General features: G+C 46.4%; 21 protein-coding genes and 1 pseudogene. 3 read left to right on the top strand and 19 right to left on the bottom strand.

The annotated features are described in order from the left end of the window. Positions 1-31: 31 nt before the first annotated feature. The 3 genes from ACHZBS_RS26125 to ACHZBS_RS26115 all read right to left on the bottom strand — a co-directional run bounded on the left by ACHZBS_RS26125 (position 32) and on the right by ACHZBS_RS26115 (position 1,483). Positions 32-298, bottom strand: coding sequence for a hypothetical protein (locus tag ACHZBS_RS26125; RefSeq protein WP_319409480.1), 267 nt, complete (start codon positions 296-298; stop codon positions 32-34). Further along, entirely contained in the window at positions 288-665 is a 378-nt protein-coding gene (locus ACHZBS_RS26120) for a hypothetical protein (RefSeq protein ID WP_319409479.1), read from the bottom strand. Before ACHZBS_RS26120 ends, ACHZBS_RS26125 begins: the two co-directional genes overlap by 11 nt. A gap of 500 nt (positions 666-1,165) precedes the next feature. Next, positions 1,166-1,483 carry a helix-turn-helix transcriptional regulator gene (locus ACHZBS_RS26115; RefSeq protein ID WP_319409478.1) on the bottom strand — a complete coding sequence of 106 codons (318 nt, stop codon included), beginning with the start codon at positions 1,481-1,483 and terminating at the stop codon, positions 1,166-1,168. A 173-nt stretch (positions 1,484-1,656) separates the two neighbouring features. On the opposite strand from ACHZBS_RS26115, the gene ACHZBS_RS26110 reads away from it, so the two are divergent. The 3 genes and pseudogenes from ACHZBS_RS26110 to ACHZBS_RS26100 form a co-directional block, all read left to right on the top strand. Then, the gene (locus ACHZBS_RS26110; RefSeq protein WP_319409477.1) at positions 1,657-2,394 is read left to right on the top strand and encodes a hypothetical protein; all 738 of its coding nucleotides are present in this window, start codon (positions 1,657-1,659) and stop codon (positions 2,392-2,394) included. Positions 2,395-2,412: 18 nt separating this feature from the next. Further along, on the top strand, positions 2,413-3,039 hold the full coding sequence (locus tag ACHZBS_RS26105; RefSeq protein ID WP_319409476.1) for a hypothetical protein: 627 nt from the start codon (positions 2,413-2,415) through the stop codon (positions 3,037-3,039). 300 nt (positions 3,040-3,339) lie between these two features. Next, positions 3,340-3,447, top strand: a pseudogene (locus ACHZBS_RS26100) (DUF6527 family protein); the annotation flags it as partial. A 510-nt stretch (positions 3,448-3,957) separates the two neighbouring features. Here the strand turns inward: ACHZBS_RS26100 and ACHZBS_RS26095 are convergent. The 16 genes from ACHZBS_RS26095 to ACHZBS_RS26020 all read right to left on the bottom strand — a co-directional run bounded on the left by ACHZBS_RS26095 (position 3,958) and on the right by ACHZBS_RS26020 (position 19,032). Further along, on the bottom strand, positions 3,958-5,289 hold the full coding sequence (locus ACHZBS_RS26095; RefSeq protein WP_319409475.1) for an IS5 family transposase: 1,332 nt from the start codon (positions 5,287-5,289) through the stop codon (positions 3,958-3,960). 188 nt (positions 5,290-5,477) lie between these two features. Next, positions 5,478-8,222 (bottom strand): histidine kinase N-terminal 7TM domain-containing protein, encoded by a 2,745-nt coding sequence (locus tag ACHZBS_RS26090; protein WP_319409474.1) that lies wholly within the window; start codon positions 8,220-8,222, stop codon positions 5,478-5,480. 79 nt (positions 8,223-8,301) lie between these two features. After that, positions 8,302-8,799 (bottom strand): hypothetical protein, encoded by a 498-nt coding sequence (locus tag ACHZBS_RS26085; RefSeq protein WP_319409473.1) that lies wholly within the window; start codon positions 8,797-8,799, stop codon positions 8,302-8,304. 290 nt (positions 8,800-9,089) lie between these two features. Continuing rightward, positions 9,090-10,001 (bottom strand): 2-dehydropantoate 2-reductase, encoded by a 912-nt coding sequence (locus ACHZBS_RS26080; protein ID WP_319409472.1) that lies wholly within the window; start codon positions 9,999-10,001, stop codon positions 9,090-9,092. A gap of 580 nt (positions 10,002-10,581) precedes the next feature. Continuing rightward, a complete protein-coding gene (locus ACHZBS_RS26075) occupies positions 10,582-10,908 on the bottom strand; it encodes a PilZ domain-containing protein (RefSeq protein WP_319409471.1) in 327 nt (108 codons plus the stop codon). Further along, positions 10,905-11,189, bottom strand: a complete 285-nt coding sequence (locus tag ACHZBS_RS26070) for an integration host factor subunit alpha (protein WP_319409470.1) — start codon at positions 11,187-11,189, stop codon at positions 10,905-10,907. Before ACHZBS_RS26070 ends, ACHZBS_RS26075 begins: the two co-directional genes overlap by 4 nt. 278 nt (positions 11,190-11,467) lie before the next feature. Next, entirely contained in the window at positions 11,468-11,800 is a 333-nt protein-coding gene (locus ACHZBS_RS26065) for a hypothetical protein (protein ID WP_319409469.1), read from the bottom strand. Positions 11,801-12,470: 670 nt separating this feature from the next. Beyond that, complete coding sequence (locus ACHZBS_RS26060) at positions 12,471-13,130, bottom strand: hypothetical protein (protein ID WP_319409468.1); 660 nt, start codon at positions 13,128-13,130, stop codon at positions 12,471-12,473. Between the two features lie 76 nt (positions 13,131-13,206). Then, the gene (locus ACHZBS_RS26055) at positions 13,207-13,482 is read right to left on the bottom strand and encodes an HU family DNA-binding protein (protein WP_319409467.1); all 276 of its coding nucleotides are present in this window, start codon (positions 13,480-13,482) and stop codon (positions 13,207-13,209) included. 107 nt (positions 13,483-13,589) lie between these two features. After that, positions 13,590-15,539, bottom strand: coding sequence for a response regulator (locus ACHZBS_RS26050; protein WP_319409466.1), 1,950 nt, complete (start codon positions 15,537-15,539; stop codon positions 13,590-13,592). A 95-nt stretch (positions 15,540-15,634) separates the two neighbouring features. Continuing rightward, on the bottom strand, positions 15,635-15,877 hold the full coding sequence (locus ACHZBS_RS26045; protein WP_319409465.1) for a hypothetical protein: 243 nt from the start codon (positions 15,875-15,877) through the stop codon (positions 15,635-15,637). A gap of 202 nt (positions 15,878-16,079) precedes the next feature. Beyond that, positions 16,080-16,556 (bottom strand): helix-turn-helix transcriptional regulator, encoded by a 477-nt coding sequence (locus ACHZBS_RS26040; protein WP_319406252.1) that lies wholly within the window; start codon positions 16,554-16,556, stop codon positions 16,080-16,082. 359 nt (positions 16,557-16,915) lie between these two features. Beyond that, on the bottom strand, positions 16,916-17,554 hold the full coding sequence (locus ACHZBS_RS26035) for a TetR/AcrR family transcriptional regulator (RefSeq protein ID WP_319409464.1): 639 nt from the start codon (positions 17,552-17,554) through the stop codon (positions 16,916-16,918). A gap of 41 nt (positions 17,555-17,595) precedes the next feature. Continuing rightward, positions 17,596-17,952, bottom strand: coding sequence for an aspartate 1-decarboxylase (gene panD, locus ACHZBS_RS26030; protein WP_319409463.1), 357 nt, complete (start codon positions 17,950-17,952; stop codon positions 17,596-17,598). Further along, the gene (gene panC / locus ACHZBS_RS26025; RefSeq protein ID WP_319409462.1) at positions 17,949-18,827 is read right to left on the bottom strand and encodes a pantoate--beta-alanine ligase; all 879 of its coding nucleotides are present in this window, start codon (positions 18,825-18,827) and stop codon (positions 17,949-17,951) included. The genes panD and panC overlap by 4 nt, the downstream gene beginning before the upstream one ends. Positions 18,828-18,876: 49 nt before the next feature. Next, complete coding sequence (locus ACHZBS_RS26020; protein ID WP_394708071.1) at positions 18,877-19,032, bottom strand: ketopantoate reductase family protein; 156 nt, start codon at positions 19,030-19,032, stop codon at positions 18,877-18,879. Positions 19,033-19,048 lie beyond the last annotated feature (16 nt).

Genomic DNA, 19,048 nt, shown 5'->3' with positions numbered 1-19,048 from the left:
GAGATTTGCATAGTCCTCAGGCCTGCCCATCTTATTTCTCACTCCGTATCCGATGCGTCTCCTGCAACACCTCCCAGACCCGGTTCATGACATCCTTACCTATCTCGTTATCCTGACAAAGTTGACCACTGATGTATGTATCAAAGAGATCTTGGAAATGAAGAATGTCTTTTTCCTCTAGGTTCGCGATATCCGCCTTTTCCTTCAGGGACTTATCTTCCAGGATCTCTTGGACGATCTGGTCTATTTCGTTTGTGGTGGACATAATTTTCCCGCTGGCACAATTCCTATTGGTCATTCGAGCTATCCTCCAACCATTCAATGGCGTGATTCATATCGCGAAAAGCTTGATAAGTGCCCTGCAGCCCGGCAAGTTGAGCAAAAGCTACAAAGAGCTTTCCCAGTCCTAAATTGATGGATTTTGATCCAACCAGGGCGACTTTTCTGGTCGTTCGGTCCGTTGCGGTTTTTTTCAGGCTGTCGGCGATGCCTTTCATCTCCATCGTGGTAATCTTAACCTTGGATGCATCCGTAAAGTTCCAAAGGACGGTATCTGTCGGTTCGCCGTCCACATACTGAACAACCTGCATCATAATCTCGTTAGCGGTGACATCACCAGTTACTTTAAATATGGTGCGGTTTTCCTCTTTTTCGACATAAATCATTTTTTCTTGAGTTCTCGATGAAGGGTCCTGGTTTTCCGGGCTGACAATTTACAGGCCGGTTTGTTAGAGGCAGGTCTTTTCCGCTGACAAAAAACATATCCTCTTTTTGTGAGAATTCTATTAGAACATCTTTCGTCATGCTACAAGCCATTCGGAATAATGGCAGCTTTCACCTACCACCCTACAGCCAACGAGCTCACATTGTCCTAATCCCTTGATGCCGTATCGACTTGGCTCTTTGGATCACAAACTTGAGGTCTTACAGATACCTTTAGGAGGTGCGCAAAAAAAAGCGCCGATCTCTAAAACCATTTTATCAGCAACACGGCAAATTTATCAACCACAAACGAGGATATGTGCTTGTTAATTAATGAAATTAACGGTTGGAAAAGTAGTGTCCCGTAATTTTGGTTTCAAACCACGCTTCAAATTTCGGAAGAAACAAGAATTGAAAATATTCGGTAATTATATGGAATAAGACTATTTTTTGATACCAATAGTCACTGGAGAAGCGCTGATAGGACTTTTAACGCCAGCCGTTGCTGCTCGGCAGATGCACGGTCAATCAGGGAGATGATGCTTTTTAGCCTGTCATCGGGGTTTTCCACCTCAAGCTGGTAAAACAGATCGCCGACGTTCACTTCCAACGCTGCCGCCAACTTGATAAAGGTATCCAGGGTGGGGTTTTCCTTTCCCCGTTCGATACTGCTCAAGTATTTCGGATTAATCCCTACCTTTTCGGCCAGCTGCTCCTGGGTATAATGCCTGCCTGTCCTCAATCCTCTGATTCTTGCGCCAAGTAGTTGCCTGAATTCCACTGGTTATCCCCTTTTTTACAGATGATCGCAGAATTAGGGGAATATCTGAACAATCCAAAGGGCGGAAATTTAGTTGATTTTTCAGCCTTATAGACGTACTTGGTAGAGTGACGGGCTGAAATTGGCAGATAAATGGAGTCTATCACCTGAAACTATTTATTAGAGAGGGGAAAATGTTATTTGCCGCCAAACACCGGAAGGATCGAAACTTCAAGCTACGCGAGGACGAAGTCACTTCTTGCATACTCGGCCCTTTGTCGTACATGGCCCCGGAAGACGTCTGGGCGCTGTTTCGGGTATGGCTACCCTTCAAGGTGAAAATGTGGCCCACCGAAACTCCGACTGGTGCGGATCTGTCCTTTTGGCCGAACTTGGAGAATGAAGGACGAACCGAACCCGACCTGGTTGTCCGCTTCACCAATAATGCCAAACCAATGTTGACGGTGTTGTTCGAGATCAAATGGAATTCCGCCATATCCGGCAGGCAGGAACTGGTAAACCAGTGGGAAGCCTTGTCCGATGCCGAAAAAAAGACGGCTTTCCACATCTACCTGGTGAAAGATACTGGACGTGGGAATCGGGAGTTGATCCAGTCATTGACGGATTCTCCGAAGAAGTTGTGGCAGAGACGTTTGGTTTGTATTGGGTGGCGCAGTCTGATTGAGATCCTGCTTTACAATCGGCCGAAATTCGGAACAGCCATGAATCTCTGGGCAGACGGCGTGATTGCTTTTCTGCAACGAAGAGGGCAGACGACCTTTACCGGGTTCGAGTGGTTGGCCGACGAAATGGTATCCATCGCTCCCGAAAAAGAGCTTTTTTGGAATCCTTTGCCCTGGTTCTTAATTGGAGACAAGGTATCAACGCCCTCATCGGCTCCTGTTTTCTGGAAAGCTAATCCGGACAATTAACCAAAAAAGGAAGGTATAATGAACGGAGAGAACCTATTTAATGCTGCAACAGTAATGTACAAGGCCGGTGAAGAAATCGAAGCGATGTTGGAAAAGCTGTTTTCCCTGTTGGAACAAAAACTGAAGACGGTGGAGGGAATTCGCAAGGTCGAATTTAAAGATGACAATGCTGACGATACCAGTGAATGGGTTTATCGAGATTTGATCCGCAATTACTACATCTACAAAAAGAGCGCCAGGAACCCCAGCGCCTACTTGGCCATTCAGATTAAACTGTGTGACCCGGAAGAAGCCGAAATCGTCGGTCGACAGCCTCTGATTTATGTTCAGTTTTCATCCGGCGGGGATTGGGCGCTTGATGAGTTCCTGCTTCATATAGCGATTCGTGAAGGATTCGAGTTGGAGGATGAATGCCTGTGGCAGCGGTATGACGAAGATGAAGACCGCACACGGAAACGGTCATGGAACGATGCGGAATGTGCCTTTGTGGTTCCCTTGACGGCTTTCAACACGCCTGAGGACTTACAGGAAATGATTATTGATCCCATCTACCTTTTAATGACAACCGGATTGGACCCAAAAAATATGGATCGCCGGATTCTCCGATTCAAAATAGAAGATTCGGAAGTACGGCTCATGCCTTGATCCTAACATTCGGGGAAAGCAGATATTTTCGAATATAAACACCTGATCTTTTTTCGTTTCAATAATGTCTTTCAGGTAGGCGCCTCCAACTTTTGCTGCAGATTCTTAACTTTTGCGCAACCATTTTTCTGTGGCTTTGAACAAGAACATAGAAAATCGTCTATTTGCTTTTCGTTTTTTTAATATTGTGCTGTATTTTGGGCGGTTTTTTTTCATGGCCGGGAAAGAAGCCTAGTCGTTTTTTAAGATAGAAAACGAAGGCAGCATTAACTATTATTCTGAGCTCACCCTTTTCTCCATCCATCTGTATGGCGAAAGGTAGGTTGTAGAAGTCATTTCTGGGTAAAAAAAGGCAAAGTATTATGGCACAGAGAATCTGAAGATACAGGAACGGATCGCATCTATTGAAATAAATTTGACTGGTCATTGCTTTGGCAAGCGATTATCACAAGAATAAATGGAGTTAAGCTGGCATGGTAGATTTGAATGAGTTAGAAAATTTGAAACTGTTCGCGAAAAGAAATTATGATGCGTTCGTAGTTCAGTTTCCACAAAAACTTGCAAAAAAAGAAGAGAAGTTCTTTAAAAACTTTAAAAAAATCAATGGAGGCTCGATAAAAAAGTTATTGAACTTATATACATTTATGGATGAACTCTATGAATTTGTAAGAAGGTTCACTCCCTACAACAATGCCCATTTTTAATCGGCGCGAGTTGCTCAATTTATCAGGCTCGGCCGTTTATGTGTAGAAGACATGTGACTTTCGATCAATCATCCAAGTGGTGCCGCACGGTGGTATCAGATAAAAGCGAAATGCTAATGCTTCGGTTTTCCGAAGTTGATAAGGCTTATAATCATATAGTCCGAGAAGGCGGTATTCAAAATATATTCGAAATTAGTCGCTGCTGAAAAAGCCGTTACACGACTATGTCTACCACAGCCGCTGATCTTTGACAAAATGAAACCCAGAAGTAAATCAGGCGCAAAATGTCGGCTGCCAGCCGCAGCAGCTTTCTGAAGTTCATGCCGGCGGCGCTGAAGATTGCGTTGAGGCAATCGCCGAGGGTCCCTTTGAAGCGGCAGCGGTCCATGCGATGTTCCTGTTTCAAGTGCCCGATGCCAGGTTCCACGGCGGCTCGACGTTTCATCCAGCGCCACAGGCTTTTGGCGGTTCGACCACGCCTGCGCTTGTCCACGTGGACATTGACCTCTCCAGTGTAACCATGGCCGCGGTATCCCATATCTACAAACACATGCTCCGGAGGCCGGGCAATGCGTTCGATCTGGCTGAGGGCGTCTTTCAGGGTGTGACCGTCGTAAGGGTTGCCGTGAATCGCCTTGGCACCCACGAACCATCCCCCGCGACTCGTTGCCGCGACGCTGACCTTGCAGCCGAACTCGTACCGCTTGTGGGCTTTGCCTTTGCTGATGCACTCGACTGCCGGTTCGTGGACGCTGTAGATCTTTTTCTTGTCTTTGCGCTGTTGATGAAAAATGCGGGAGGCGATGGCTAACAGGGACTGCAATTGCTCATCGGGGTGCGGGCATTTACGCTCGATGTCACGAATGACCCGCCCCAGGTAGGTTTTCAGTTTTCGGGTGCAGCGTCTGGCGCGATTCATCTGTCGGGCATGGGCGTAGCGGCTTTGCTGGGCCAACAGGTGTTTGGCATTGCGGTTGTAGTTCTGGCGCAGCGGGAGATCACGCTGCTTGGCCGCATCGACCAGTCGCTGCCGGGCGCGATGATACAAACGGGCATCGGTCGGAAAACGAATGTCTTTTTCCTGGACCGTCGTATCCACATTCACCCGTTTGAGTTGATGGGACTTGACCACCTTAAGCTTCAACCCGGCAGCGATGGTTTCCTTGAGCAGTTCTTCCGCACCGGCTTCACCGATGCGCTTGCGCCACCGGGTCATGCTGGACGAATCGATCGGCGGATCGTGCTCGAAAAACTGCATCCCGCTCAGATACTGCCAGTAGGGATTTTCCACCCACCCGGCGACGACATCGTCATCGCTTAGGTTGAATGAGAATTTCAGGTAGTGCAGGGTTACCATCAGACGGGTACTGACGCCCGGCCGGCCGTTATCCGGGCAGTAGGTTGTGCCGAACAGTTCGTCCATGCGATCCCAATCGACGACCTTGGCCAGTTTGACCAGACCATGGCTGGGATCGACAATCTTCACGAGTTCCGGACGAAACAAATCTCGTTGCCTGTCCTTGTGAGGAGATTCTTTGGGTTTCATGACTGAAATTTGCAAGAAAAGTGAGGTTAACTGCATGAAATCTTGCAAATTGTATAGCATAAAACAGATAATTTTTCCAATTATTTCTGTTGGATATGTGGTTTTTCAGGACCGACGTAATTAGAGAAGTTTTCACTGGACAGGCTCATATAACTACTACACGATGATAAACCTTGAATGGAAACGGTCTATTTCTCCAATTCTTTTTTAACAGCCATGCCGATTTTTTCCAATGTATATGGTTTTTTCACATATGCTCCTGCGCCAAGTCGCTGAAGCTCTTTAACCCTCTCTGTTTCAGAATAACCACTCGCAATTATCGCTTTCTGATTTGGATGCAGTTCAATGATTTTTTTATAAGTGTCCAGGCCATCCATGCCTGGCGCCATAATCATATCCAATAACAATATATCGACTTCATTGGTTGTCAGATAATCAATCGCTTCTTCTCCGCTTCTGACTATATGCACCCGATACCCTATTTTTTGCAGCATACTCGATGCTAATTCCCGCTGCTCTTCAACATCGTCAACGATAAGGATCGATTCGCCCGTACCCCTATAGTTTTCAATGGGCAATGCCGATTTCTCTTCGGACAAGCCTTTCCGGGTTATCGGAAAATAAAGGCGAAAGGTGGTTCCTTTGCCTTCAATGGACTGGACGTCGATATATCCATTATGGTCTTTTACCGTTCCCCAAACGACGGCCATGCCCAACCCCGTACCGCTTTTGCCCATTACCTTTTTGGTATAAAATGGTTCAAAGATTCTTTCCTTATCTTCCGGAGAGATGCCGGTTCCGGTATCGGAAACGGAAAGGACCACATAATCGCCTTCATCGATATAGTCATACCCGTTTATAGAAGTATCGAGATACTGATTGCATGTGGATATGTGGATTTTCCCACCCTGGGGCATGGCCTCTGAGGCATTTTTCACTATATTCATGACCGTTTTTGACAGATGAACAGGAGAGCCTATGATATGCAGCAGATCGGCATCCAGATCAGCTTCGATCCGGACGTCAGGATTGTAGTAGGCCACTTTTTCTTGCTCAGGGCTTTCCAGGTAGTCAGAAATGATATGATTTAAATTAACGACCTCGCTAACAGCCACCCCTCTTCTTGTCAGTGTCAACAGATCCTGGACAATGGCGCTGGCTTTTTCTCCTGACTTTTGAATAGTCAAAAGGGGTTTTCTCAAGTGACTGTTTTCCTGAAGGTCCATCAATAGCAACTCAGGATAACCGACAAGCCCTGATAAAATATTATTCAAATCGTGAGCCACGCCACCGGCAAGCGTTCCGATGACTTCCATTTTTTCGACTCTTTGAAATTGCGCCTCCAGTTTCTTCCTCTCCCGCTTTATTTTTTTTAGTTCAGACTCTTCTATCAATAAAGAAACGATGTCGGCAATCGAGGCGGCAAACGTTTGTTCATCCATCGTCCATTGCCGAGGGGTGCCAATGTGTTTAATCGAAAAAACACCAACCGCGTTCCCACCGGATCTGATCTGTGAATCCAGCAAGGAGGTTACCCCCAACGGTTTAAAATAAGTATCAAAAACCGCGTTGGTCCTTGGATCGGTATTAACATCTGAAACAGCAACGGTGCGCTCTTTTTCAAGCGCCTCAAAATACCGGGGCAGGTCCGTCGAATAGAACTCCATTCCTGCGCAATGACGTTGCTGGCCAAATTCATACAGCTCGATGCATTTTATTTTAGAGTGCTCATCATTGAAGAGCCACACACTCACCCTTTCCACACCCAGATTATGGGCAACGGTCTTTGTGATTGTTCCCATCGTGGTGTTCAAGTCACCGTTATCGCCAATCTTAATTTTAGAAAGCTCCAATAATATGCTTTTTTGCTCACGCAGGCGTCTCTCATTTTCCAGCAGCTCTTTTTCGGCATTTTTCCGTTCAGTAATGTCCCGCAGAACAATAATCTTCCCGACCATCATCCCCTTTGCATCAACTATGAAAGAGGCTCGAAAATCGTACACCCGCTCTTTTCCATCCGACAACAGACAAATCTCTGATCCATCCCTGTTGCTAAAAATCTCCTGGAACTGTTGATAATTGAAAACATGCGCAACCGTCTGGCCAATCGCCTGGAATGCTTTTATCTTTAATACATGCTCGGCAGCACGGTTTATGTCTAAAACACGACCCCTTTCGTCAGTCACCAAAATTACATCGTCTATACTCTGAAAGATTTTTTCCTTGGCTACCGGCAAGATGTCGAGCAGCCGATAGCGATAAAATCCCCACGCCATGGCCCCAGCCACCATGACAAAGGCTATCGGGCTGATATCCATATTGGGCACAGGGCTGTTGCCGGTAACATAAATCAAATTGCTGAGCCAGACGAATGCCACCGCAACCAATATCATTCCTGCCTGAGAACGCTGATAGCCCGAAGAGCTCGCGAATTGGAGAATAAGGATAATGGACAAAACGACCAACAGGAAATAGTGATACAATAGGATAACCCACCACAGAGGGCCATGTTTTAACGCGAGCATGGGAAACGGGCCGGTATGGATTGCGTAATAATCGGTGAAAATTAGCCCATGCAGGGGATTGGTCCAAACAAGAGCGACTATGCAAACGGCGATAAGGAAGAGCAGCAGTCCTGTTTTTCTATCCGCCCAGGATTCATAGCCGAAATGGCACAAGCCAAATAAAAGCATTAGGGGCGGCAGCGGCGCAACCCCAAGGTATTCGAGTTTGGTGATCAGCATGTTGGTCTCGATATCAAATCCAAGATAGAGCAATCCTTCACAGCCCGCCCAAACGGTGGCGGCCAGGCCTGCGAGTGCCAGATACCAACATCCTTTTACATTGACTCGTTGAAAAACAAATAGGGTTACGATTAAAATCAGGGCGGCTGATAGAAAAAATGGGAAACTGTAGAGTAATTGATTATGCATTTTTTCCATTTCAAATGATACGAAAAAGAGCTTCAGAAGTTTCAGTCGAAATCCATTACCAAGGATTCATCCTCATGAATCAGTTAACGCAATTCACGTGTTTCCGAATAATTTTCCTAAGCCCATTGATGTACTTCTTCTGGTGCCCATAACCGGGAAAAGGCAATACATATATGGGCACGTCAAGATTGGCCATTGCAGCTGCTATACGCGAATGAGCTGCAATTTTCTTCAAAATGACAACGACAACCAGTGGCCGCAGTCTGGCAAGTCTATCGGAAAATCCGACCACCGCTTCGGCTAATTTGCGTTGACGGTCCTCAGTCGGAATGTCATCTACCGGAGTACAGCATATATCCTCAAGATAACAGCCACAGCGTTTAAAATATTCTAAGAAGTTCTGTTGGTCATCCGGCGGGATTTTTTTTCCATGCGCCAATTCAAAGGTTTTAGCCGTGAATTTTGTCATTTGGCTTTTGACATAGAAAAAATCCCCAGCTGCCGGTGGCGACTCTCCGACCATCAACAGAACAATTTTTTCAGGACGGAATCCAATACGAATTGATTCTATATCCATTCATTAAGCTCGATATGTCGGTTGGCGTTGCCAAAGCTATCACGGGACTGTATCCCAACCATTCGGCAAGAAAAAGATTTCATCCGTTAACCCGTCCTATTTCGCAAGGGATTTTATCAGTTCTGTCTTAGTTTCATCGGACATGCCGAAACTGTGTTTCAGGGTGGGAAACCCGACGACCCTTTTTTCCTGTCATCCATTTGGGTTTTTCCATGTCCCACAGGCACGCCAGCGTCGCCATTTCTTTCATGACCGAAAGCATTTTCGCCTTTAATAATCGGTTCTCCGGATCAATAGTGGGCCTCAAGGGTTTCAATGAGGGCCGTCAGGGTTCGGTTGACCGGGACCGAAACACCGGCCTGCTGGGCCATGCGGACGATAAAGCCATTGATTGCGTGAATCTCGGTGAGCCGTTGATAATCCACATCCTGCCCCATGGAGGAGCGGTTAGGGGCAGTGGCTGTTGCCGCCTGAAACATCTTCTCCACCGGATCCTCATGGATGGTGATGCCCATGGCATGGGCAACCGCCATGGCTTCTTCGACCGCCTCACGGGAGATCCGCCGGGTCTGCTCAAGATCCAGCAACTGCCCGTTGTTGATTCTCGTCAGGGCCGTGATGGCGTTGATCCCCACGTTGACGAACAGCTTGGCCCACAGGATGGTGCGGATATCGGCCACCGTACGGGTGGTAATGCCGGCCCGATTGAACCGCGCAGCTGTCTCTTCGGCACCGTGTATCCCTGATTCTGACCAAGGCCCGATGACCGTTTCCCCCATTCCGGCGTGACGAACGGCCCCCGGCCTAAGAAATGTGGCGCCGTGGGAGGTCGTACCGGCGATGATCCGCGACGGTTCAATTCTCTCGGTAAGAACATCGCCATTTCCCATACCGTTTTGCAGCGTCAGTACCCGGCCGGCACTGCCGGACAGGGTGGCGGCCGTTCGAGCGACGTCGATAGTATGGGTAGTCTTAACGAATACAAATGATAGGTCCACCATACCGATTCGAGCAGGGTCGGTGGTCGCCGTCATTCTCACCGTTCGCCGGCGGTCGCCGTGCTCGATGGACAGGCCGTTGGCGTTGATCGCATCCACATGGTCCTTCCTGATGTCAAGCAGCGTGACCGACTCTCCCGCTTCGGTAAGCAGCGCACCGAAAAGGCTTCCCATGGCGCCTGCGCCGATCATGGCGATCTTCATTGTCATCCTCCAATCATTTCTACTGTCATTGAGCAATCAGGTCGCCCATTAATCGACATTGATCATTTGCAGGACCAAAAACCGAGTTCACAGAGAGCACGAATCGAACCGACCATACACTTGCTCCTTCAATTCCTTCCCTGGCTTAAAAGACAGTTATCTTTTCCGGTTCGATCTTGACTCGTACCCCCGTTTAGGATTGCGTCCGGTATGGTTGCACCCTGGAATCAGTTCTCATGATATCGGCCTGAGAATCATTGTTGGGCGGTCCTTATCAAAATTGACTCAAGTGCGGCCTGTTGATTGGCTGAGGGAGAAAAACGCTCGGATGTAAAAATCATGTCCGAATTTCGGATTGGGTTCCTGGTTATAGGAAAAGATCCGGATATGACTCGATTTTCGTATTCAAAAACGAAAAGCGATTTCCCGTAGCTTCCTGCCTACCACGACGGTCTCTTCAGGCCAAGGAGCTTTCACGTTACTCCACGGATAGGCTGTCCATATTTTTTACAAGGAATTATTTCTTTTGGCGCATGGCTTATCTGCCTTGATGATATACAGCAACATCCCTATTTCGGGGTCATCGATCACCTTCGTGAAAAATCTCTGGAAACAGTCCCTCGTTGCCGATTAAATCAGCAATAGGCTCATCGAAGTCAACCGCGAACCCGTTATGTTCACGGCGCACTACTTTCCCGGATACCTGAATTATCTTGTCGAATCGTAACAACGGAAATTCGAGCGAAATGGTTTGCCCTTCGGCAATCTTTCTCGATGTCCCAATGAATAAGTTTCCCGCACCAATGTTCTTAATCACATCCCGGTAAGTTCCCTCCTTGACCGAGTATTTTGCGATGATGTAGGAAGTTCGGCGTGAATGTTGTTGCCGATTCGGTTTGGTCATCATTTCCCATTCACTTTTTGCCTCAACCGACCTGAACACTTGAACGTCACCACACGCCTTGCCGGTAGGATGGCAGCTTTACCAGTGGCTGGATTTCTTCCTTTACGTTCCTTTTTTTCCTTGACACAAAATTTTCCGAATCCGGAGACCAAAACATCATCACCGGAACCAAGAGAGGATTTGACAATCTCGAGCAGCGTTTCGATCACCTCGATTGACTGGGCTTTGGGAAATCCCATCTGCGCTTGGATTTGTTCTACGATTGATTGTTTAGTCAGCGCCATAGGTATCGGACTCCGATCATGCAGATATTAAAAAGAAAGGGGATCGGGCGTGGAGGTTTTGGGTTGCTCGTTGCACTTTGGTAAGGAGATCCGCCCGATCCCCGGCGGGAATAATTGGAGGTGCCAGTTGGCCTATCCCGTATTGCGTATTTTTTACCATGGCCATAGCAGGAGCGGCAAGTCAAAAATACTGAATCGACGCCATTTTATATCAAAAAAACAGGCGAATGATAGTCAGTCTTTTTCCATGTCGTCAAATCGAATATCAAGCAGAATAATCAGGCGATTTTTTTAAGCGATATGCCCGCTTTGGTCTTTCTAACGGTAAACTTATCACCCTCAGCTAATCCCATGCTCTCGATCAATTCTTTAGATAGGATTACACTTCCTCGTTTACTGACAAAGACTTCATTTGCAGGGGATGTTTTCGATGAAGTTCTACCTGTCTTGATTTTCGGGGCTTTGCCGGATTCTATCAACGCGCTGAGATAGTGGGTCTTAAACTGGGTCGCCGTGCTGAATTTAAACGCTTTCATAATTTCGGACTGAGGTGTTCCGCTCTCGACCAATTTAATCAGTTTAGCGTGATCAACTTTTTTTTTCGCTGGCATCAATAAGTTCCTTTCCGGAGGTAAAAGATAGGTAAATGGATGCTTTCTATCATCGGCATATCAGAATAAAAATCAAGAAAAAATTATGAGGATATGAACTATCTATCTTTAATTCTGATGTAATTTACCTCTCGGTTGAAATTGAAAACAGCCAATATTGAGATCTCAATCCATACTGTGACATAAAGGTAAAAGGTTATAAGAGCGAGTTATAAATGATATCTGAATCGATTCAAAAGCTGTTTATCGTGGATTTCAGCGCTCTGATGTATTGGGATAACCCCGATGATTATACCGGTGCCCATGACGTTTATATGTCCTAAAAGTCGTCTTAAAGATCGATAAGAATCGATACGAAAAAACCGGCAAAACCCACTTCTACATGTACTATCCACAGCATGGTTCCTGAACCAGCAAGGACATGTGTATCGATGGAATATTTTGTATGGTCACAAGACATACGGTTTCATCAAACTCACCCGGATAGACTTGTCAGATAGCAAATTTTTCAAATTAAACGTTTACAGCTCTTTTAGCCGACATCCTTGAATTAAAATATTTTTCCTCATAAACCATTCGATCGAGTTCCAATACCAGGAATCTGCGATATACATATGCATTGTTTAACATACTATCAAGCATCCGTTCTCTGTCAGTATAGTCAGGCTTTTCAATCGGGAAGAATCGATAATACTCTCGTGTCCAGCGACCATTCATGGATAATGTCAAACGGTTCACCATCACAGTGAATGCAGCCATATCGGTTTTTATTAACCGTGTATGTTTTGATCCTTCTTTTCAGGCTGGTTTGTAATTCATGGAAGTATTTCTTAATGAAATTTCTCCGTTGATCTCTTTCCATCTTGTATCTATTAAAATATGCTAAAAATTCCTTGGTTATCGATGCTACTGAACTATTACTATCAATATGTTTCAGTGCAAAATCAAACCCTAAATACCCATGTCGGTCATATACCAGATAGAATATGATCGATGCGATCTCAATATTGGTAAACTCGCTTGTGGTGCTTGGTAAAACCAAATATTCTGCACTATCGTTTGCCCTACCATCATCCATAACCAGATGGTCAGGATTGATGTACCCGGCTCCTTTGCATTTTGCGCAGTAGGAAAATAAAAAGATTTCGCCATTTTTATTTTTAACAAAATTATCTTTCTCTTTCTTTTCGCTAAAAGGATGAACAGCACTGACAGCCTTACAATCAGGACACAGACAATATCCCTCGGGGACATGGAATAATTTAGTAAAAACGCGGTTCACCAACTCCATCGCCTTTTTAAAACGATGATATCTCACCTCGATTGGCATGGCTAACATGTTTTGAGAAATTGAATTTCTGTATGACTTTTTTAGCATGGCATTCGACTTTGCAACCTGAAAATGTCTATCGATTCATTCTTTCTTTCAGCTCTTTAGCGACCTTAAAAAAGGGAAGTTTTTTCGGTGCGATTTTAACTTTTTTTCCGGTCTTTGGGTTTCGTCCAATAAAAGATCGATAATGTTTTACATGGAACGTGCAAAAGCCCCGGATTTCGACCCTTTCACCTTTTGCCAATGCTCCGGCAACGGCATCGAAAAACGCAGTGACCACTTTTTCAGCATCGGCTTTATAAAGTCCACTGGAGTGACACAATGCCCGGATCAGTTCGATTTTGTTCATACGTTCAACTCCCGCTGATATACTTGCTGGATTTAGGGATTGCCGAATGACGGCATGACTGCCAAGCGTGAGTCACTCGATTGCGATGATGCCTGAACTTGGTCCGATCATTTGTCACCATCTAATAGTTGACGGATTTTCTGAGACAGTTCCGACAAAATAAACGGTTTTTGAATAAACCCGTTGCAGCCACGCTGCATGATCAGTTGTGCCTGCCCATCGAGGGTATACCCACTGGAAAGGATCACCCGCATCTGTGGCCAAATCTGATGGATACGGTCGAACACCTCACCCCCACCCATGCCTGGCATGACCATGTCCAGGATTACCAGATCTATCGCTGAACCCATCCGTTGGACGATTTCTACAGCGTCATCGCCACTATTAGCCGTAATGACACGATACCCAAGTTTTTCTAGCAGGGCTCGGCCGATCTCTAAAATCATATCTTCATCGTCAACCAGCAACACCGTTTCGGAACCTTGGGTGATTTTCCCGTCTGACGGAATATCCAGAACTGCTGTTTTTTCAGACACCGGCAGGTAGATATTAAATGTTGAGCCTTGCCCTATTTCGCTGAAGACCGTAATTGCTCCACCGTGATTCTTGACGATGCCATAGGCTGAAGCCAGCCCCAGACCGGTCCCCCGGTTTTTTTCCTTGGTCGTAAAAAACGGGTCGAAGATCCGCGACAGGATCTTTGTATCCATGCCGATACCGGTATCAGTGACCGACACACGGGCGTAGCGTCGCGGTTCCAATTGATACGCCATGCAGAATTCATCATCCAATCTTGCAATTTCGGTTCCCAGATACAGGTCTCCGCCATCGGGCATCGCCTGCCAGGCATTCACGAACAGGTTGATCAGCACCTGTTCGAGCTGTCTCCGGTCTGCTTCCACCACAATAGGTCCGTCATGAGTTTCAACGTGGATGGTGATCTCTTTTCTTGTCCGGCCAAACATCGTGGCGGTCGAATGCACCAGTTTATTGATGTTGGTGGGCTTGACCTCGTATTTTCCGCCTCGGGCAAATCCCAGCAACTGATTGGTCAGCTCCTTCGCGCTACGAATGTACTCGTCTATGGCCCTCAGATGTTCCACATGGAGATGGGACTCATCCAGCTCCATGGACATCAATGTAGCTCGGCCCTGGATACCCATCAGCAGATTATTAAAATCGTGGGCGATGCCACCGGCGAGCGTACCCAGGGCTTCCATCCGTTGGGCGCTGTGAAGCTGGGTCTGGAGTCGTTTCCTTTCGTTGATGTCACGGATAACCCCATGGGTGCCGACAAGCTGTTTCTTGCCATCGGATGTGGAGGTCTCATAGATTCCCATGGACTTGAGCTCGACAGTCACGAACCGGTCTTCGCGGGACGGCGTTTTGCCGGTAACCTTCAAGCGCAGTTCAAGTCCCGAAGAGATGCGGTCGCCCGATCGTCTCTCGTTGAAAAACCAGTGGGCTTTTTCACGATCCGCTTCACACACAATCGTGGAATAGGGTTTGCCGATCAGATCATCGACCTTCGTTTCCAGCAGGCGTTCCACGGCCTCGCTTAAAAAGGTAAAATTTCCATCGGCGTCCAGGGTGTAGATGATGTCGGGGATGTTCTGGACCAGGTAGCGGTATCTTTCTTCAGACAGGCTCAGTTGCTTGTCGATGGCCTCCTTTTCTCTAAGCAGTGCTCCCTGGGCCAGCGCGTTTTCAACGGTCCTGATGAGTTCATCGGGTTCGAAGGGTTTGCGGATATAGTCATAGGCACCGTTGCGCAAGGCCGACAGGGCAGAATCTATATTGGCATCCCCGGTAATAAAGATGACCGGGGTATCCGGACTTTTAATCTTGATGCGGCTCAGGATTTCATGCCCCAGTATGTCCGGCAGATGAACGTCCAGGATGACCAGATCGAATGCGGTTGCCTTTAGAAGCGATAACGCGTCCTGGCCGCAGGTAGCCGTCGACACCTGATAATGCTTGCTTTTAAGCAGAGTCTCCAGGCTGGCGCACATGCGAACCTCATCGTCGACGATCAGGATTACCGGGGAGCTGGCCATTGCGGGTACCATGGGTTTATGGTGTAAAAAGCTTCATGACACGACCTGAACATCCAACTTGTTTCTTTATGATGCCTTTTTGTATGAAAAGGTAGTTATTTAGTGTTGAGCGCGTCAAGCAATCCATTTAAATGATCCATTTGCGCATGCAGATCATTTCTGCCAGCTTGAAACATGACATCCAGAATCTCCTGACGCATCTGTTCATCCGGGGCGGTGGACAACAGCCGGTCAACCTCGGATCGCAGCTTTTTCAAATGCGGATGTTGCTCGATCAATTCTTCGGATTTAGCGGTTAACATTTCGACCACCTTGTCCAGGTTATTTTTGTTTCTCAAATCTGTCTCTCCTTGATTGCCGAATTTGGTTTTCCATCATTCACTCTGCAAGCCATCGGAAAACCGACACAGGAAATCGTTAAATGGATACTGAAATGATAGATCCTTTCAATATTGTCCACCAAAGTTGCTATTTATCTTTCGATATTATGACAAACCGATATGAGCTATTTACATTTGTAATTAAATTTATTTCGATTTTTTAATTCTTCAAAGAGTTCAGGTAGCTGTAGAGATTTTCTTTTCTTTTATTCAATCCCAGTTTGATTCGGATATTATTCCGATGGAAAGATATCGTCGCAATTGACACGTTCAGCAAGTCTGCAATTTCCTTGCTTCGCTTTCCCTGTTTGATCAGTTCAATGATGTGCATTTCGGTTGGCGTAAAGCCATGTGCCGATAATGCTTTAAAATCGTTATCTAAAGATACGATCTTTTCCAGGTTGTTTTTAATTAAAGTCAGATAGGTTTGTGCAATAGAACTCAGCGGAACGGTTGTCATCCTTTCTATAAAAGGAAACACATTTTTTTTGATATCGGCGGATATCGTCTGGTAAATACCGGCTTTCTCTTTATCCCGGCGTTCCAGCAAGACTTCAAGCGTCGTGCTGATTCTGTCTATCTGGATCTCCTGCTCCCTGACTTTCTCTTCCAGGCTTGTCGCAGTTTCCTTCGTCATCTTCCGGTCCGCTGAATCGTCGCCAATGTTCGTAAAGGATAACCAGTTGTTAGTGAAATAAGGTTATTATCTTGATCTTTTAACGGTAAAATTCTATATCCATTCAAACGCCTTGGATGGTTCAAGGGTAATTGAAAAGATAGAGGGCTGGGCACGCCATCTCGCCGTTTAAAAGATGGCGCGCCCAGCCCTCGGCGGGAGATGGAGGAGGTGATAGGATGGCTTTTCCCGCAACATCATATTTGCTTTTCCTTCCCAACAGGCCCGCAAATCACCATATAAAGTACCAATACCGATCCATACGGTTTGGCCGCCAAATCCAACATCGCCAGTGCCGATAGATGTTTGTGTTCCAGGCATCAATTTTGCGCTGCTTGCAGGCCTCTGATAAAGATGTCAAAGGCCAGCTCAAAGTTTTTACGGACAAAATCCTCGCTGCCATTGATGACCTTTTTAACTTCTTCTCTTAAAACTACCCCAGAAAAGGTACCCCAAAGGATGTCGGCCAGGGCAATAGGATGGTAATCGATTAAAGCGTCTTCTTTCAAACTTTCCTCCAGAATCCCCACTATTTTACCGAGAATATTTCTGGCCAGGTCCTTGATTTCTGTCAGCAGTTCAACAGAAATATGGTGCAAGGTTTCACTTGACTGAAGGTTAAACATGTTGATAAGAATTGGAGCGTCAAAATCGTAGACATCCAGCAGGGCATTTTTAAGGCTTTCCAATCTCTCTTCGGAGGAGGTGTTCGCCTCTTTGCTTACGTGCTCCAGTCGGATCAACAGATACTGCAGTATCCGTATGGAAAGCGAGGCGTACAGCTCTTCTTTACTTTTAAAATATAAATAAAGAGTGCCGGCACTCAGTTCTGCTTCTTTAGCGATATCCTCCATCGTTGCACGTCCGTACCCCTTTTCTATAATCACTCGCCTTGCCGCAATCATTATCTGCTGACGGCGCCTGTCTTTTTCTCGCTCTTTTCGCTGTGGGATTCCCATTGGCTTCTCAATTGACAACTATCGGGTTAATATGGCTGAGTTTATTCTTTGACATGGTTATGATCATCCAATTGTAATATGTTTGGTTGCCAATCGACTGTAATAGGTTCAGCCACCTGGGCATACGCCATGATAATGATATGGTCACCCACATTGACCAGCCGAGCAGCCGGACCGTTCATCTGAATCGTTCCGGATCCACAAGGACCGGCGATAACGTACGTTTCCAGGCGGGCTCCATTTTCCACACCTACCACCTGAACGCGTTCAAATTCGCGAATGCCGGTCCAATTTAATAGTTCAGCATCAATGGTGATACTGCCTTCGTAGTGCAGGTCGGCATGGGTAACCACTGCCCGATGAATTTTAGCCTTCAGCAACGTCCGATAAATAGTCATCCTTCAGGTTCTCCCGTTAGTTGGCCTGTGTGCCAGTTTCCATTTCTCAGTAAAAAATTGTCGATCAGGCAAGTCTTACCAATATAAACGGCCATCGACATCAATGCATCCTGGTCGATGATATCCAATTCGACGAGAGTATCCGGATGCGCAACGGAAACGTAATCCCTATGGGTCAACGGTTCAGCATCAATTTCCTTGATGATGACCTCTCGCAATTTTTTGGCGTTGCGCTCACCAGATTCATATGATGATTGGCCTTTTTTCAATGCCCGATAGAGAACGGAAGCAGCTTGTCGTTGGTTGGAATTTAGATATACATTACGGCTGGACATGGCCAATCCATCTATTTCTCTGATTAGCGGGCAGACTACTATGTCGATGGGAAAGTTTAGGTCCTTGACCATTTGCCGGATGACCACAGCTTGCTGGGCATCCTTTTGTCCAAAATATGCCTTTTGCGGTTGTACGGCATTAAAAAGTTTGGCAACCACGGTGGCTACACCGCGGAAATGCCTCGGGCGGCGAGCGCCCTCCAATGGTTTGGAAACCCTATCGACCTCGACCCAGGTCTGGTAACCGCCGGGATACATCGTCTCTGGTTTAGGCGCCCATACCAGGTCGACACCACAAGCTTTAAGCAGGGCAAGATCTTTTCCCATATCACGCGGGTAATCTACCAGATCCTCTTGTGGTCCAAACTGGGCCGGATTTATAAAAATGCTGACCACTACTGATGAGCATTCGAGCCGTACACGTTTCACCAGCGAAAGGTGTCCAGGATGTAAAAAACCCATCGTTGGAACAAACCCGATTGGTTCATTGAACTGTTGACGAGCGTTTCGCAGTTCATCCAATGTTTTCGCAATTTGCATATTTGTTCCTTCGGATTATATTTCGTTTAACGATTTTTAGGCCAAAAGTCTATAATACACGGTTATTTGCAGTAGACACTTCTACTGTTCCGGAAGGTTTTACGATCGCTCCATTAATGGAATCGAACTCGGTTGCAGGGCTTCGTAAAACATCCTGCAGCATGGATGAACGATTCTGTGGAGTACGCTCGGCGACAGCTTCAATTACTAATCTCCTAATT

It is taken from the genome of uncultured Desulfosarcina sp. (assembly GCF_963664155.2).
Taxonomy (GTDB): Bacteria; Desulfobacterota; Desulfobacteria; order Desulfobacterales; family Desulfosarcinaceae; genus Desulfosarcina.
Note: the sequence above shows the minus strand (reverse complement) of the source record. Positions and strands in the feature narration are given on the sequence as shown.

Bases quoted from the DNA above. Each gene is read 5' to 3' on its own strand.
- ACHZBS_RS26055 (WP_319409467.1), bottom strand. From the start codon at position 13,482: ATGAACAAAATCGAACTGATCCGGGCATTGTGTCACTCCAGTGGACTT.
- ACHZBS_RS26090 (WP_319409474.1), bottom strand. From the start codon at position 8,222: ATGCATAATCAATTACTCTACAGTTTCCCATTTTTTCTATCAGCCGCC.
- ACHZBS_RS26065 (WP_319409469.1), bottom strand. From the start codon at position 11,800: ATGCCAGCGAAAAAAAAAGTTGATCACGCTAAACTGATTAAATTGGTC.
- ACHZBS_RS26095 (WP_319409475.1), bottom strand. From the start codon at position 5,289: ATGAAACCCAAAGAATCTCCTCACAAGGACAGGCAACGAGATTTGTTT.
- ACHZBS_RS26105 (WP_319409476.1), top strand. From the start codon at position 2,413: ATGAACGGAGAGAACCTATTTAATGCTGCAACAGTAATGTACAAGGCC.
- ACHZBS_RS26085 (WP_319409473.1), bottom strand. From the start codon at position 8,799: ATGGATATAGAATCAATTCGTATTGGATTCCGTCCTGAAAAAATTGTT.
- ACHZBS_RS26060 (WP_319409468.1), bottom strand. From the start codon at position 13,130: ATGCCAATCGAGGTGAGATATCATCGTTTTAAAAAGGCGATGGAGTTG.
- ACHZBS_RS26120 (WP_319409479.1), bottom strand. From the start codon at position 665: ATGATTTATGTCGAAAAAGAGGAAAACCGCACCATATTTAAAGTAACT.
- ACHZBS_RS26075 (WP_319409471.1), bottom strand. From the start codon at position 10,908: ATGATGACCAAACCGAATCGGCAACAACATTCACGCCGAACTTCCTAC.
- ACHZBS_RS26050 (WP_319409466.1), bottom strand. From the start codon at position 15,539: ATGGCCAGCTCCCCGGTAATCCTGATCGTCGACGATGAGGTTCGCATG.
- ACHZBS_RS26080 (WP_319409472.1), bottom strand. From the start codon at position 10,001: ATGAAGATCGCCATGATCGGCGCAGGCGCCATGGGAAGCCTTTTCGGT.
- ACHZBS_RS26040 (WP_319406252.1), bottom strand. From the start codon at position 16,556: ATGACGAAGGAAACTGCGACAAGCCTGGAAGAGAAAGTCAGGGAGCAG.
- panC (WP_319409462.1), bottom strand. From the start codon at position 18,827: ATGCAAATTGCGAAAACATTGGATGAACTGCGAAACGCTCGTCAACAG.
- panD (WP_319409463.1), bottom strand. From the start codon at position 17,952: ATGACTATTTATCGGACGTTGCTGAAGGCTAAAATTCATCGGGCAGTG.
- ACHZBS_RS26110 (WP_319409477.1), top strand. From the start codon at position 1,657: ATGTTATTTGCCGCCAAACACCGGAAGGATCGAAACTTCAAGCTACGC.
- ACHZBS_RS26035 (WP_319409464.1), bottom strand. From the start codon at position 17,554: ATGGGAATCCCACAGCGAAAAGAGCGAGAAAAAGACAGGCGCCGTCAG.
- ACHZBS_RS26070 (WP_319409470.1), bottom strand. From the start codon at position 11,189: ATGGCGCTGACTAAACAATCAATCGTAGAACAAATCCAAGCGCAGATG.
- ACHZBS_RS26125 (WP_319409480.1), bottom strand. From the start codon at position 298: ATGACCAATAGGAATTGTGCCAGCGGGAAAATTATGTCCACCACAAAC.